This is a genomic window from Ileibacterium valens (assembly GCF_001945525.1).
Taxonomy (GTDB): Bacteria; Bacillota_I; Bacilli_A; order Erysipelotrichales; family Erysipelotrichaceae; genus Ileibacterium; species Ileibacterium valens.
Window position 1 is genome coordinate 1 of record NZ_MPJW01000254.1, and the last position, 14,514, is coordinate 14,514.

The 14,514-nt window shown below is 41.1% G+C and carries 13 protein-coding genes and 2 tRNA genes; 5 read left to right on the forward strand and 10 right to left on the reverse strand.

The annotated features are described in order from the left end of the window. From tnpA to BO222_RS11700, 9 genes are all read right to left on the reverse strand, one after another. On the reverse strand, positions 1–288 hold a 288-nt coding region (gene tnpA / locus BO222_RS11660), incomplete at its 3' end, for an IS66 family insertion sequence element accessory protein TnpA (protein WP_198931970.1). A gap of 107 nt (positions 289–395) precedes the next feature. Next, the gene (locus BO222_RS11665; protein WP_075820926.1) at positions 396–2,966 is read right to left on the reverse strand and encodes an ATP-dependent Clp protease ATP-binding subunit; all 2,571 of its coding nucleotides are present in this window, start codon (positions 2,964–2,966) and stop codon (positions 396–398) included. 382 nt (positions 2,967–3,348) lie between these two features. Continuing rightward, complete coding sequence (locus BO222_RS11670) at positions 3,349–4,005, reverse strand: beta/alpha barrel domain-containing protein (protein ID WP_075820927.1); 657 nt, start codon at positions 4,003–4,005, stop codon at positions 3,349–3,351. Positions 4,006–4,008: 3 nt separating this feature from the next. Continuing rightward, positions 4,009–5,148, reverse strand: coding sequence for an N-acetylglucosamine-6-phosphate deacetylase (nagA, locus tag BO222_RS11675; protein WP_075820936.1), 1,140 nt, complete (start codon positions 5,146–5,148; stop codon positions 4,009–4,011). A 271-nt stretch (positions 5,149–5,419) separates the two neighbouring features. Beyond that, entirely contained in the window at positions 5,420–6,271 is an 852-nt protein-coding gene (locus BO222_RS11680) for a YitT family protein (protein WP_075820928.1), read from the reverse strand. 33 nt (positions 6,272–6,304) lie between these two features. Next, complete coding sequence (locus BO222_RS11685) at positions 6,305–7,705, reverse strand: RsmB/NOP family class I SAM-dependent RNA methyltransferase (RefSeq protein WP_075820929.1); 1,401 nt, start codon at positions 7,703–7,705, stop codon at positions 6,305–6,307. Between the two features lie 164 nt (positions 7,706–7,869). Beyond that, positions 7,870–9,138: a M23 family metallopeptidase gene (locus BO222_RS11690; RefSeq protein ID WP_158024610.1), complete on the reverse strand. Its 1,269-nt coding sequence runs from the start codon at positions 9,136–9,138 to the stop codon at positions 7,870–7,872. A 427-nt stretch (positions 9,139–9,565) separates the two neighbouring features. Next, positions 9,566–9,641: transfer RNA gene (locus tag BO222_RS11695), tRNA-Thr, on the reverse strand. Positions 9,642–9,694: 53 nt separating this feature from the next. After that, the gene (locus tag BO222_RS11700; RefSeq protein WP_075820931.1) at positions 9,695–11,431 is read right to left on the reverse strand and encodes a hypothetical protein; all 1,737 of its coding nucleotides are present in this window, start codon (positions 11,429–11,431) and stop codon (positions 9,695–9,697) included. A gap of 168 nt (positions 11,432–11,599) precedes the next feature. On the opposite strand from BO222_RS11700, the gene BO222_RS11705 reads away from it, so the two are divergent. The 5 genes from BO222_RS11705 to BO222_RS11725 all read left to right on the forward strand — a co-directional run bounded on the left by BO222_RS11705 (position 11,600) and on the right by BO222_RS11725 (position 14,008). After that, on the forward strand, positions 11,600–11,830 hold the full coding sequence (locus BO222_RS11705) for a hypothetical protein (protein WP_075820932.1): 231 nt from the start codon (positions 11,600–11,602) through the stop codon (positions 11,828–11,830). A gap of 37 nt (positions 11,831–11,867) precedes the next feature. After that, positions 11,868–11,950, forward strand: a tRNA-Leu gene (locus BO222_RS11710). Positions 11,951–12,166: 216 nt separating this feature from the next. Continuing rightward, the gene (locus BO222_RS11715) at positions 12,167–12,544 is read left to right on the forward strand and encodes a GntR family transcriptional regulator (protein ID WP_075820933.1); all 378 of its coding nucleotides are present in this window, start codon (positions 12,167–12,169) and stop codon (positions 12,542–12,544) included. Continuing rightward, positions 12,522–13,226, forward strand: a complete 705-nt coding sequence (locus BO222_RS11720; protein ID WP_075820934.1) for an ABC transporter ATP-binding protein — start codon at positions 12,522–12,524, stop codon at positions 13,224–13,226. The genes BO222_RS11715 and BO222_RS11720 overlap by 23 nt, the downstream gene beginning before the upstream one ends. Further along, positions 13,220–14,008, forward strand: a complete 789-nt coding sequence (locus BO222_RS11725) for a hypothetical protein (RefSeq protein WP_075820935.1) — start codon at positions 13,220–13,222, stop codon at positions 14,006–14,008. The genes BO222_RS11720 and BO222_RS11725 overlap by 7 nt, the downstream gene beginning before the upstream one ends. Before the next feature lie 251 nt (positions 14,009–14,259). Here BO222_RS11725 and BO222_RS11730 read toward each other — a convergent pair. Beyond that, a partial coding sequence (locus BO222_RS11730; RefSeq protein ID WP_075817320.1) for a transposase occupies positions 14,260–14,514 on the reverse strand: 255 nt, incomplete at its 5' end.

Sequence of the window (14,514 nt, forward strand, 5' to 3'; positions counted from 1 at the left end):
ACGGATCGTTCGGTCGCTGTCAGTGATTTCAATCACCGGCTTTGGACTCTCGTCTGATCCTTCCAAATCCAGGAAGACCGTCCTGTCAATTTCTACGAATTCAAGAGCCGCTGAAGCAGGCGATACGACGGCAGCTTTTCTGCGCCAGTACTGGAAGGTGGATAAAGCCAGGCCGTTTTGGACGCAGAAGCCAGCCTGAGTCAGACCTGACACCTGATATTGATCAACCAGGTTCATCCACTGTTCCTGATTCAGTTCACGGGATTTGGAAAACAGATAATTATGCATAAAATCCTCCAGTTCTAGTCGAATACAGAATATCGACTGGAACCGGAGGATCTAAGCCCGTGCAAATTTCAAAAGGTTACTTTGAATCGTTCTGACGGGTAAACTGATCAGTCTTTCTTCTCGTGAATCGTGACTTCAAATTTACCGTCTTTAACATCAGCATCAATATCGGCGTCTTTCATAGCACCAACTTCGATCATCTTTTTCGCAATGTCTGTTTCGATATTTCTCTGGATATAACGACGCATTGGACGAGCACCAAAGACTGGATCTACACCATTTTCAGCGATCTTATCATAAGCGGCATCGGAAAGGTGAAGATGAATATCTCTTTCCTCAAGACGATGAGCTAGATCAGCGATAAATTTACGGGCGATCTTTATGAATGCTTTTTCATTCAGAGCATTGAAGATGATGATTTCGTCAATACGGTTGATGAACTCTGGACGGAAGTGCTTCTTAACTTCTTCCATGTATTTTTCATCAAGAATAGCTTTGTCCTTGTATTCAAAGGCATACTGCGCACCCAGGTTGGATGTCAGAATAATGATCGTATTTTTGAAATCGACGGTCACACCCTTGGAATCAGTAATCCGTCCATCATCAAGAATCTGAAGCAGGACGTTAAATACATCCGGATGAGCCTTTTCAACTTCATCAAACAGAACGATAGAATATGGATTGCGGCGAACGGCTTCTGTCAGCTGACCTCCTTCATCATATCCAACATATCCAGGAGGAGCACCAATCAGACGGCTGACTGCGTGTTTTTCCATGTATTCGGACATATCGATACGAACGATATGTCTTTCATCATCGAATAGCTGTTCAGCCAGAGTCTTAGCGACTTCAGTTTTACCGACACCGGTAGGCCCTAAGAACAGGAAGCTTCCGATAGGACGGTTTTCATCCTGAATCTGGGCTTTAGATCGTAAAATAGCATCAACAACCAGGTCGATTGCATGGTCCTGACCAACCACACGTTTTTCCATTTCGGATTTCAGATCCAGCAGTTTCTTTCGTTCGGATTCAACCAGACGGCTGACTTCAACACCGGTCCAACGGGAGATAATCTTGGCGATCATTTCTTCATTGATGGTTTCCTGAATCAGAGCGCCTTCGGCAGCTTCATCAGCCTGACTGGCTGCAATACGGGCTTCAAGTTCAGGGATCGTTCCATAACGCAGTCTTGCTGCTTCTTCATAGCGAGCTTCGTTCTGAGCGGTTTCAAGATCAAGTTTTGCTTTTTCTAGAGCCTGACGATCTTCCTTGGCAAGATCAATCATGCGTTTTTCGTCTTCCCACTTGGTATAGAGTTCGTCGCGTTTTTCCTGCAGACGACCCATTTCTTCTTCAATTTCGTGACGGCGTTCCTGAGTTTTCTTGTCATCTTCATCCATCAGGGATGTCTTTTCGATCTGCAGAAGCATGATCTTACGCTGCAGTTCATCGAGTTCCTGAGGCATCGATTCCATTTCAACCTTTAAAGTAGCGCAGGCTTCATCGACCAGGTCAATGGCCTTATCCGGCAGGAATCGATCGGTGATATAACGATCCGAAAGGCTGGCTGCTGCAACTAAGGAGTTATCATCGATATGAACACCGTGGAAGGATTCAAAACGATCCTTCAGACCGCGCAGGATGGAGATTGTTTCTTCAACATTTGGTTCTTTAACCTGTACCTGCTGGAAACGTCTTTCAAGAGCAGCGTCTTTTTCAATGTATTTGCGGTATTCGTTAAACGTAGTGGCTCCGATCAGATGCAGTTCGCCACGGGCGAGCATTGGTTTGAGCAGGTTGGCTGCATCCATGCTGCCTTCTGTCTTACCAGCACCCACCAGGTTGTGAATTTCATCGATAAACAGAATAATCTGTCCCTGACTTTCCTTGACCTCATCAAGAATCGCTTTTAAACGTTCCTCAAATTCACCACGGTATTTTGCACCAGCGATTAAGGAACCCATATCGAGTTCGATCAGTTTTTTATCTTTCAGAGATTCTGGTACATCATCCTGGAAAATACGCCAGGCAAGTCCTTCAACAACTGCTGTTTTACCTACACCTGGTTCTCCGATCAATACAGGATTGTTTTTTGTTTTTCTTGAGAGAATCTGCATCATACGGCGGATTTCATCATCGCGGCCGATGATTGGATCGATCTTGCCTTCCCGCACTTCGGCGACCAGATCGCGTCCATATTTGCTGAGCGCTTCAAGATTATCTTCCGCATTTGGAGTATCCATTTTACGTTTTCCACGACGCTCAAGTTCTGCCTGATAGCACTGCTGCTCATTCAGTGAGAAAACCTGAACCAGTTTACGGGAAATGTAGGATTTGTTGAACATTAAGGAAATCCATAATGTGGCAACGGTCAGATAAATTTCATCATGCTGCGCTGCCCATTTGGCGGCGTGCTCAATGGATTTCTGCACCTCATTGCTGAGGTTTACATTGGCTGAGTTGGATTTGACAATATTCTTCTCCTCAGCAGCGATAATCTGCAGAGCAGTTTTTTTGTCCACATTCAGTCGATCGAACAGTCCATTCAATGCCTCATCTTTAAAGATCGCTTCAAGCACATCGATTGTATCCACCGAAGCATGCTGGTGAGCCTTGGCATCATTAACGGCCTGCATCAGAATTCGCTGAAGATTTTCGGACATCTTTTCAAATTCCATATTCACCCTCCTTTACTTTCATAGCTTGTTTTCATTATAGATTTACCCATTTTCATACTCATCTGTTTTGCCCTTACTCAGGCAATCGCAATTCGGGCTATTCTGAGCAGGCTCATCAATTGTTTTTAATGCAACTTCTGTTCTTTTTTCAATCGTTTCGTCCAAATTTTGATTCACATCAACCTGAATTTTCTATCCGAATTTTCCATAATAAAAGGCCTGGAACAAATCCCAGGCCTGTTGATTGTGTCAAAAAATCTCATCTGAATAAGTAGAGTCTTTTTTGCTTCTTATTTCATACATTGATTGAGCTTGAAACAAGACAGATTTTAATTTATTTTTTCAATTTGAAAATATATGACTTGAATAACCGATTGGTTGATTACTCAAACAGTTCCATTCGGGTATAGGTCATAATCCATTCATCTTTTTCTTCCTGGATTTCACTGATAAGATTTGCTTCCTGCAAAATTTCTTTTACAGCCGCTGGTTTTAACGAAACATTCTTCAATCCTTTGGCAAACAGATCTCCAGCATCACTGGCATCTGTCACATCATAGAAAATCACTTCTGCACTTGAATCCTCATTGTTTTTAAGGGTTTCAAGCATCATCGTTTCTGTTTTTGCCTTATTCATCAGACGTTTTGAAATCAGCAGAATCGGTGCTTTGTTATTAAGGGCGAAAACCAGTTGCTCAGGTTTGGAAATCTTTGAACACGCTGCTTTCACCTTAAGCGTTGAACACGCTTTTAAAGCCATCAGGCCTTCAGGTGAAAAAGGAATAGTCGGAATGACATTGGGGGCCAAAGAGGCAATCTCTCTGGCTTCTTTTAAAATGCTGCGAAATCCACTTTGAATGACGGGTATAAACAGCATTGCATTATCGGGAAGCACTTCAAGCAGATCATCGATGACAGCTTTTACATCTAAGCCTTCATGAGTAAACATTGAAGGAGTGCTGATGACTCCCTTAAAATCCGCAAATTGCATTAACTCCTGATATTCAGCCGCTTTGACACTTTCAAGATAAAAATTCATTGTTTAAAAAGCCTTTCTTCCTCGAACATAGGCCATGACAACATCATAATTCTGATCAATGATAGCCAGGTCGGCATCTTTTCCAGCCTGAACACTGCCCTTGCGATCAGCAATGCCCATCATATTAGCCGGGTTAATCGTACAGCTGTTGATCGCAGAAATCCAATCAACCCCTGCCTGTTCAATCAGAATCTGCAGTCCTTTATTCACATGAAGAGTGCTTCCTGCCAGATTTCCCGCACCGACTAAGTGAGCGGATCCATCTTCAAAAAGTTCAATTTCGTTTCCGCCAAACAAAATACGGGTTCCAGCCGGCAGACCTTTCACCATCAGAGAGTCAGTGACCATAACGACATAGTTTGGTCCCTTTAAGCGATAGAAATCATATACGCTTGATAAATGAGAATGGTTGCCGTCCGTGATGAGTTCTCCGTATACATCACTAAAGCGGAAAGCAGCTCCAACCAGGCCTGGTTCACGACTTGCAAAACGGCTCATTCCATTATAGACATGAGTCATTGAACGGGCACCATTGGCTATTGCCATATGAGCCTGCTCATAAGTGGCGTTCGAATGCCCCTGAGAGACAACAATTCCATGATCCACACAGAAATGCAGCAGTTTATATCCAGCATCCTGTTCCGGGGCCATCGTAATGTATTTAATCAGATGGTTGCTGGCTTCATAATAGCGCTTGAACTGTTCAACGTCAGCATCCACGATGTATGGCTCTGGCTGTGCGCCTTTGAATGTTTTTGAAAGATATGGTCCTTCGAAGTGAATTCCCATGATTTCGGCGCCTTCATATCCTTCAGCTACAACGTTTGCTACGTTTCTTACTGCATTGGTAAGCACTTCTTCTGATTGAGTAATTGTGGTTGGATAAATACTGGTAACCCCTTCGTGAGGAATCTCTCTTACCCAATGTCTTAATCCTTCTGGAGTGGCATCATTGGTATCCCAACCATAGGCTCCATGGGTATGGACATCGATGAAACCAGGAAGAATTCTTAAATCCCCATAGTCTTCATCCACTTTTTCCTGTCCATAAGGCAGAATATCTTTAATTTTTCCATCTTCAATACGAAGCTGGCAGGCTAAAAAGTCATCGACAACCCAAACCTTTTTACTTTGAATGATCATTTCATTTCTCCATTTCTTCATCGAACCTTCGTTCAAATTCATCATAACCGATTCAGGCATGGTTTTCCTTCCATAGAGTAATGAAATTCCTTTCAGAAAACCGAATCTGAAAGGAAGTCTTCCAAAGGAGATATTTTCACATAAAAAAGACGAATGTCATGTTTTTTGACATCCGTCTTTTTGTGAGTTTAAAAGTCCAACAAAACCTTATAATATTGGGTATTCATTTTTCTTTTTATTGTTTTATCTTTATTAAGAAATTTTTAGAAGCTTAGACGATCAGACGTTTTTCAAAGTTGCCCAGAATTGGATTTCCCTTTGAAAGCAGAATGAACGCTTTTGGATCCTGTTTTGCGACCATCTTGCGGAACGCATGAACTTCATAACGGTTGAGTACACAAAGCAGAATTTCAGTTTCAGTTTCTGTAAAAGCACCTTTACCCATCCAGTAGGTTACACCACGTCCGGTTTTATGAAGAATCAGCTTTTTAACTTCTGGATCATGAGTAATGATAATTGCATACATATTAATGTTCTGATAATGAACGCGGTCACTGACGAAGTACATGATTCCTATCAGCATGAATGAATACAATGCGGATTGAATATCAAACACAATCGCCGAAGCTCCAAGAATCAGAAAGTTCAGAGCGTATGAAAGCTTCGCCACTGAAAAACTTGGGTATTTCTTTGAGAAGTAGACGCCAAGAATATCAAGCCCGCCAAGGCTTCCGCTTGAGAGCAATCCTAGACCAATACCCACACCACCTAAAATGGCTGCAAGCAATACATTGCTTAATACATCACCCATGACAGGCGTTGCCGGAACAGGGATGACGGTTAACAGAAAACTCTGAAAAGTGACCGCGATAATCGTCTTAATCAAAAACTTTCTCGAGATGGCTCTCCAAGCCAGTAACATCAACGGAACATTCATACAGAAAGAAAACAGACCTGTTAATGAGTTGCCTTTGACAAGAAGATACGAAAGCAGCTGAGCCAGACCGATCACGCTTCCAGTATTCAGACCACATGGTTCAATAAATACATTCACAGCAGTTGCAAACAAGAGAGCCCCAAAAAGCAGTTCTCCATACTGCATAATAGTTTTTTTCTTGATCATGATTTTAAAATCGCCCCTTTATTTCGCATTATCTCAATGATCAGTTCGATCTTCCGGCTTCATCACATGAGAACCTGACGGAAGTCTTAAGCCTTTTGGAATTTTATTCGTAATTCTTGAAGGATCCTTTTTGCCATAGCCAAATGGAATTCCATCGCTGCAAACAGAAACATATCCTGAAGAAAGCGAATTGGCTTTTGATTCTGAAGTTAAATTCAGCTGTTCTCCATGCATGAAATGGTCCATTTCATCCAGGTTTAAATCCACTTTACGTTTTGAATCCTTCGCATTCGTCTGGCTTAAGAAAAATGCATGAGCCGGCTCAAAGCGTTTCTTGATCAGATCGCCTAAATAGATTCCCTGCCGCAGAATCTTCCCTTTCTTCAATCTAAGAAACGGATGATTCATCGCATAGACCTTGATTGTATCATTGATTTTTTCAGTATGAAAATCGGTAAAGGAATGCCCAATCTGTTCATTGAGAAACTGAATGACCAGTGGATCGGCTCTTTCTGAAGTCAGACTTTTCACATTGGATTTCCTGTTTTTAAATTCCTGATCCGTCTTTTCAAACCGGGCAATAAAATGTCCTTCTCCTCCATCCATTGGAAAAATTCTGCAAACCTTGTTTTCATCCATTCCCTTAACAGGAATTCCCTTGCGGCCAAAAGGAACGGAAATCTCAAGCTGTTTTAATTCTGGAAACTGTTTTAGAATCCAGGCTACGTTTTCTTCATTTTCTTCGGGAGCATAGGTACAGGTTGAATACACCAGCTGTCCTCCCGGTTTTAAGGCGGAAACTGCGCTTTCAAGAATTTCTTTTTGTCTTGCTGAACAGGCAAGCACATTTTCCAATGACCATTTTTCGCTGGCGGCATCATGTTTTCGCATCATTCCTTCACCAGAACATGGAGCATCAACCAGGATTCGATCAAAAAACTCTGGCATCTGCCTGCAGAGATCCCGGCCATCCATATTTGTGCACAGGAAGTTTTCAACGCCCATTCTTTCCATATTTGACAGCAAAGCCTGTGCTCTTTTGGAATCCAGTTCATTACAGACTAAAAAGCCATTGGGGATTTTGGCAGCAATCTGCGTTGATTTGCTTCCGGGCGCTGCACATAAGTCCAGGACATTCATTCCATCTTTTAAATCCAGAATTTCAACAGCCGAACTGGCTGAAGGTTCCTGAAGATAGAACTGGCCAGTCAGATGGCCGGCATGGTTGCCATAATGCCCTTCGACATACCAGCTGTCTGGAGCGAAAGGACTTTTTTCCTTTAAGAAAGGCAGATTTTTCTCAAGAGTTTCTGTCGAGGTTTTTAAAGGATTGAGTCGCAGTCCCTGATATAAAGGAGACTCAAGCAAATTGATATACTGATCCATCTCATCAGGGATCAGTTTTTCCATTCGTTTCAAATACTGTTCATCCATGATTATTACACTTCTAAATTTCTGCAATTAACTTTTCAAATTCTGAAATTTGCTTCAATTCTGCAGAGTTTTATCCAATCTCAACTTTACCACAGCCAAATCGGATTGAACCAAACAAGCCAACTCATGATTGGTTCACTGTTTTGATTCACTTTCCTTCTTTTTCAGAAAACAGATTCAGGGCGAATCCGACAGGCAATTTGTGAACAGGTCGCTGCATCGCTCCATCCACATCCAAATGAAAAATCAGCCTGATGATTGACGAAATAATCAGCCGCTTCCTGCAGAGTTCCTTTAATCCGGAAGACTTCAATATGCGTATGCGGACCAGAACTGTTGCCAGAATTTCCGCTGTAAGCCAGAAGCTCTCCCTGCCTGACCCAGGAACCCGCCGCAACAGTCAGCCGGTTGGACAGATGACAGAGACTGATTGCAAAAACTCCATCTTCTGTACTGGCAAGCATACAGATTGTATTGCCGCCGCCCATTGGATAGCCGCTGGTATTTCCAAGATAACCGTTGTTGCTGGCAACCGGAGCGGAAGCATAGAGAATCACTCCATCCGCTGGTGCTCTTAATTCGCTCATCAGCGGTAAAGCTAAATCCATGCCTAAGTGCAGTCCTCCCTGCGGATAAGCCCAGGTCCCCGCAGAAATATAACCATCCGCTGGCATCATCAGACTTTGGCTTGAATATAGAAAGTCTTCCAATCCATCAATCGTTTCATATACAGCCGGACAGGCTTTTTCAAACAGTGAATGATATTGATCTGAAGAGACAGCTCCATAGACCAGAGAAGATTGATCAAATTCCTCAATCATTTCTTCCGAAATATTCTTTGAATCGCTTCGGTCCTCTCCTGGCGTAATCTCAGATTTTTGATCCATTTGATCCAGAAAATCAAATTCAATATTTTGAATCATATCGGATGATTGCAAAAAACGCTGGGGACTGTTGTTTTTTTCATACTCCGTATTCATCCAGATATTCAGTTCACTTTCTAAAGCATGAAACAGATTCAGATGAGATTGTTCTTTTTGAAGAAGGATCTTTTCAATTCTTCTGATCTGACTTGAGACTTCTCTTTCCTGCCTTTCATAGAAACGATTGCTCAAGTTGTTTTCAGACCGTTTCAGATTTACCGAGAGTTTGACATTCCAGGGAAAATGAATGCTCTTTTGATGACTAGCAGCCATCTGCAATCGATTACGAAGAATCATTTGTGTTTTTTGATATTCCTGAGATCTGTTTACTGCTAAAACCATCAAATCCTCTGAAGCTTTTACCTGCCGGATTAAAAGCCGATCATTTAGATAATCGCTCAAATAAAAGCTGTATCCGGAAGAATCCAGATGTTCAAGCAGAGGCTTATAATCATTGATTCGTACGATTTGATCCTTTTCGATGTCTGCACAAACCTTCCCGTCATTCAATTGATCGTTCTGATTGATCCAGAATCCGCCCGCAAGAAAGACTCCTGTTAAACAGATTGAGATCCCTATCCTTATCTTTATAATTTTCAACCTTTTTATTTTCACTCTTTTCGCGTTTTCAATCTTTTCAGATCTCACTGACGTGCGTAAGGAGCTTTTCTGATCCTGAAATCGTTTCTGACGATACTTTCGGATTCTGAAATTCTGAATTTTCCTTGCAGTTGACTGACCTGATAAAAAACGCGTTCTGTTATTTACCGATGTACATGTTTGGATTGATCCATTTTCAGAAGATTGGTCATTGAGTTCGAGCCTGGCTCGTCGATATTGATTATTCATATCTGCTTTTACACCAGAAATTGACTCTTCAGCAGACAAAACATAAAAAAACCCGGAATCTATCAGATTCCAGGCAGAATAGTCATAATGGTGCCGACGATAGGACTTGAACCTACGACCTACGCGTTACGAGTGCGTTGCACTACCAACTGTGCTACGTCGGCGCCATTTGATTATAACAAGGATTCAGAAATCGTCAAATCAATTCCAAAACGATTTACTGCAGAGAATTAATCAGACCCTGCCAATAGGCGATTTCCTGATTGTATTCGGCAACTACTTCATCTCCATCAGCAGATAGTCCATCTTCTGCAAGAGAAGAAATGTAGTCATCACGTAAAGCAGCCACTTCATCCAGATTGGCCTGATATTCTGCTAGCTGAGCAGAATTGTCAGGCGTCTGCAAAGCAGAATCGGTATTGGATTCTGCTGCTGAAGAATCAACCGAATTCGAGTCCTGTGCACTAGCATTCGGATCTTCTGTATTATCGGCAGGCTCTTCAGAAGGGTTTGAATCCGATGAAGAATCATTTATCGTAGCAGGGATTACCCCATTGGCTACACTTTGAACAGCATCAGTGAAACTCATACCAACCTGGGCTTGCATCGCTCCATTGACTTTATCCTTCAAAGCTGTGCTTAAGGAATCATAGGCAATCTGCTGATTCGAAATTTCTGATTTTCCAGCATCATCAAGCGAGCCATAGGAATTTACATATTCCATTAAGCCCTGATAAACAGGATCATCTTCAGTAGTGACTGTTCCATCTTTTGTTTTCAACTCAGCCAGAAGATCCGGGAAGCTTTTTGAGGTATTCGCGATAAAACGCTCATTCAACTGTTCTTTTTGTTTAGCTGAAAGAGAATCATAATCACTTTCCATTTTGATCAGCTCGAGTTTTTCCGCATCTGAAGACATTGTATACTCTTCAGCATACGCCAGAAGCTTATCATAAGCAGCCTGCTGTTCAGCTGTAACCCTGTGGGCAGGATCATAGATGGCAGTCTTGTAATAATATCCGGCAAATAAAAGCAGAACGATTCCAATGATTGAACAGATCAATACTATTGCCTGCTTTCTCAATTTTCTTTTTTTCTTCTTTTTCTTATGTGGATGATCATTCGTACTCGTCATTGAGCTGAATGTTTTCGAAACAGCAGAGCCAGCGTTTGACATAAAAGATTTCGTTTTGGATGCCGGACGTTTTTCAACATCCTCCATGTAATCTTCCTTATTTGCTTTAGATGTATTCTCGTATCGGCCGGTATTCGAAATAATCCGGTCTGGCTGTTCGTGAAGGAACAAAGACTGGGTAGTAAAGTTGTCTCCACCTTCAAATCGGTCCTTAAATTCGATGTGATCCCAGGCAAAATCTTCTTCTTCCTGCTCGATTGGAACCTGCCCTCTTTGCTTGCGCAGTTCATCCAGAGCGGAGGAAAGAGATTCTTCAGCGGCTTTTCTCTCTTCAGGACTCATTACCGGTTCAGTTTTTTCCATAACAGGTTCATCTGGCCATAAAGCCATTTCTGTTTTCCGATTCAGCAGTTTTTGAGCAAACTCGTCAATTTCATTTTTATCATTGATCTCTGAACGAATGGAATCATCAGTCACTGCGGTTTCAGTTTCTTCAAAATCCAATGAAGAATTAGTTGCAGAACCTTCACCATTGGCTGATGTTTCACTGATCGATTCCTTCAGGACATCTTCTATTTCAGCAGTATTCTCACCTGCATGATCCGTTTCAACCTGTTCGTCCGTCTCTTTTTGATTCAATGTTTCAAATTCATCAGAAAGTGTTCTATCTTCAGAAGAAAGTGTTCTATCTTCAGAAAGGATATCTTCTTCAACCAATTCTTCATCCTGAAGATCATTCTCCAAAGAATCATCTGACTGGTCAGCCATTTTTTCTTCAAGATCCTTTTTCTGTTGTAAATCCTTATCTTTATTGCTCATATTTTCTATCTCCAGTTCCTCTAAATTTTATCGATTGTGATTTTCAGTGTCAAAGATTGAGAGATACTGATGTGCTGTTTACTCATTTGGCGATGTAAGCTCATCCATTTTAAGACTCACTTCCTGCTATGAGTTGAGCAGATTCAAACTCCGGATTATAATAAGGTCATGAAAAATGAGGAACTGATTAAAAGGCTCGCTCAGCCTATACTTGATAAGCTGCTCGCTCAGGAAGAAATCTTTTATGATGATTTTACACAAACTCCAACCATTCATCTGGTTCTGGATGATTCCTGTAAAACAGGTAATCCATACTTTGATGAAGAATTAATTCATGACCTGGAAAAATATGTTCAGGAACAAATTGAATTATGGTTTCATCCAAAAGTTTTGCATTGATCTTCATATTGTTTTCTGATATTATCTTTTAGGTAATGCGGGCGTGGTGAAACTGGCAGACACGCTAGACTTAGGATCTAGTGCTTCGGCGTGCAGGTTCGAGTCCTGTCGCCCGCACCATTAAGCAATTGAACCCGAGATCAAAAGATCTCGGTTTTTTTATTTTCTTTTTTTCTCAATCCACTGCTTTTAATGATTAAGTAAGATGTGATCAGCCTTGAAGAGACTTAAAAGTAAATCAAAACAGAAATTTATCTTTTTGTTGCCTTCTGATCAGGTTTATTGTACTGTTGTATTAGTTGAGTGATACAGTTATTCAACTTAGAAAGGACTCTCATGGATTTTCAATTCAACAATGAGCAGCCAATCTGGCTGCAAATCGCAGCTGCGATCGAACAAGCGATATATACTGAAGAATTTGAAGCGGGGCAAAAGCTGCCTTCTGTTCGCGAAATTGCTTTACTCTCCAGGACAAATCCGAATACGGTCTCCAAAGCCCTGATTGAACTCGAGCATAAAGGGTTAATTGAAACTAGACGAACCGCTGGAAAATTTGTCAGCTCCGATTTAAAAAAGCAAAGAGAAAATCGAACAATGAAGGCTAAACAGAATGCTTATTCTTATCTGGAAGCCCAAAAAGCTTTAGGATTGGATGACAAAGAAGCGATCAATCTGATTGAATCGATAATTCATGACACAAATACAAATGATTGAGATCAATAATTTATCCAAATCATACGGTAAGCATAAAGTTCTTGACGATCTGTCATTGCAGATAAAGCCCGGAACCATTGTGGGTCTGCTTGGGCCGAATGGTTCTGGCAAAACAACACTGATAAAGCTGATCAATGATTTGCTCATCCCTCAATCCGGATCAATTTTGATTGATGGAAAACAGCCAGGCAAGATAACCAAATCCAAAATTGCGTTTCTACCTGAAAAGACTTTTCTTGATCCGGCCTGGAAAGCAAAAGATGCCTTGAAAATCTATCAGGATTTCTATGCTGACTTTAACCAGGAACAGGCGCTGAAGTTTATGAAGGAATTTGGTTTAAAAGAAGATATGCCTATTCGTTCAATGTCCAAAGGAATGCTTGAAAAGCTGACTTTACTTCTCGTACTGTCAAGAGAAGCAGATATTTTTATTTTGGATGAGCCCTTAGGCGGAATAGACCCAGCTGCAAGAGATCAGATTTTAGATACAATTCTTTCACGCTTTTCTGAAGACAAAATCCTGATTCTATCGACTCATTTGATTTATGATATTGAGCGTATTCTCGATCGTGCTATTTTTATAAAACACGGTAAAGTGCTGATGGATATCGATGTTGAAGAGTACAGAAGCAGCCACAATAAGAGTCTGGATCAGACGTTCAGAGAGGTATACGCATGTTAGCAAAAGTATTCACAAGCGTATTTGTCCAGATATTCAAAAAGATCTGGATGGTCGCTCTGATTTTTTCAATATTCGGTCTGCTCAGTTTTGGATTAGGTTTTCTGGATGGAACTCTGTCGATTTTAGTTCCTGTCTTACAGATTACTGTTCTGGTACTTGGCGTAGTTATGATTTTTTATTCATTTCTGGTCTGCTGGCAGTTTTTTAGAAATTCTTTTTATCAGGATCAAGCTTTCCTGTATCAGACACTTCCAGTAAAAAGATCCATTCTGTTTTACGGCGAACTTAGCGCCTTTATTTGCTGGCAGATCATTATATTTGCTTTGTTATTATGTGGATTATGGATCGGGATGATCGATCAGAGTACCAGAGATTCGCTGATCACAATAGTTCATGATGGTTTGCCGCTGGTTATGGGCTCAACCCAAAACGTCTGGCTTTTGATCTTCTTATTTGGATGTGCCTGTTTTGAACAAATGATCTGCGAAATGATCGCTGGCATTTTTGGAATTTGTGCAGGTTATTCCACTTTAAAAGATAAATTAGGAAAATCAGTCATTATTGGAGTTTGTTCTTACTATGGTTTAGCTGCAGTGATGCTTGGAATACTATTTGGTATCGCTAAATCCAATCCAAAATTGTGGCTTCTCTTAGAAAGCAATGGCCTTGGAGAAGAAATCATTCCCTTATTAGCGTGGCTTGCTTTGCTGTATCTGATTGTAATTGGGCTGTTGATTGGCGCTTCGTATTTTATCATTAGAAAAGGAATTAATATCGATTAATCGCAGGAGTTTAGATTGATACCAATCTCTATTTGGAAATCAAATCTTTGAATTATTAAATATATGGCATCAATTGCCGAAAATGAGGGGCTGTTAAATTTCGACTGATTTTTCATCAGCGAGATTTACAGCCCCTTTTTCTATGCTTTTTATCTGATTCAATCCTGTTTTATGATGTGTTTTTCCGCTCAAGTCAATTTTTGAACGCACTGAAAAGAGCCAAAACTCAAAAAGACTGTTTATAATCTTTTTCAGATTTCGCTTTTCTGCTCCTTTAATTTTCCATAACGTTCGAGTTCTGGGCAACTCATCCGATTTCTGTTGTTTAATTTTCTGATATTGTGTCCCATGGCCACAATAAGCACCTCAAATTTTACGTTTTCCAGTCCCCGGCGTCTCAATCGGCTGTATCTGTAGTTTTCTTTAAGATCTCCGAAGGTTCCTTCCGCCTGAATGCTCCGGCTGACCATAATCTCATGTCCTGCATCTGAAGACATGTTCTCCCG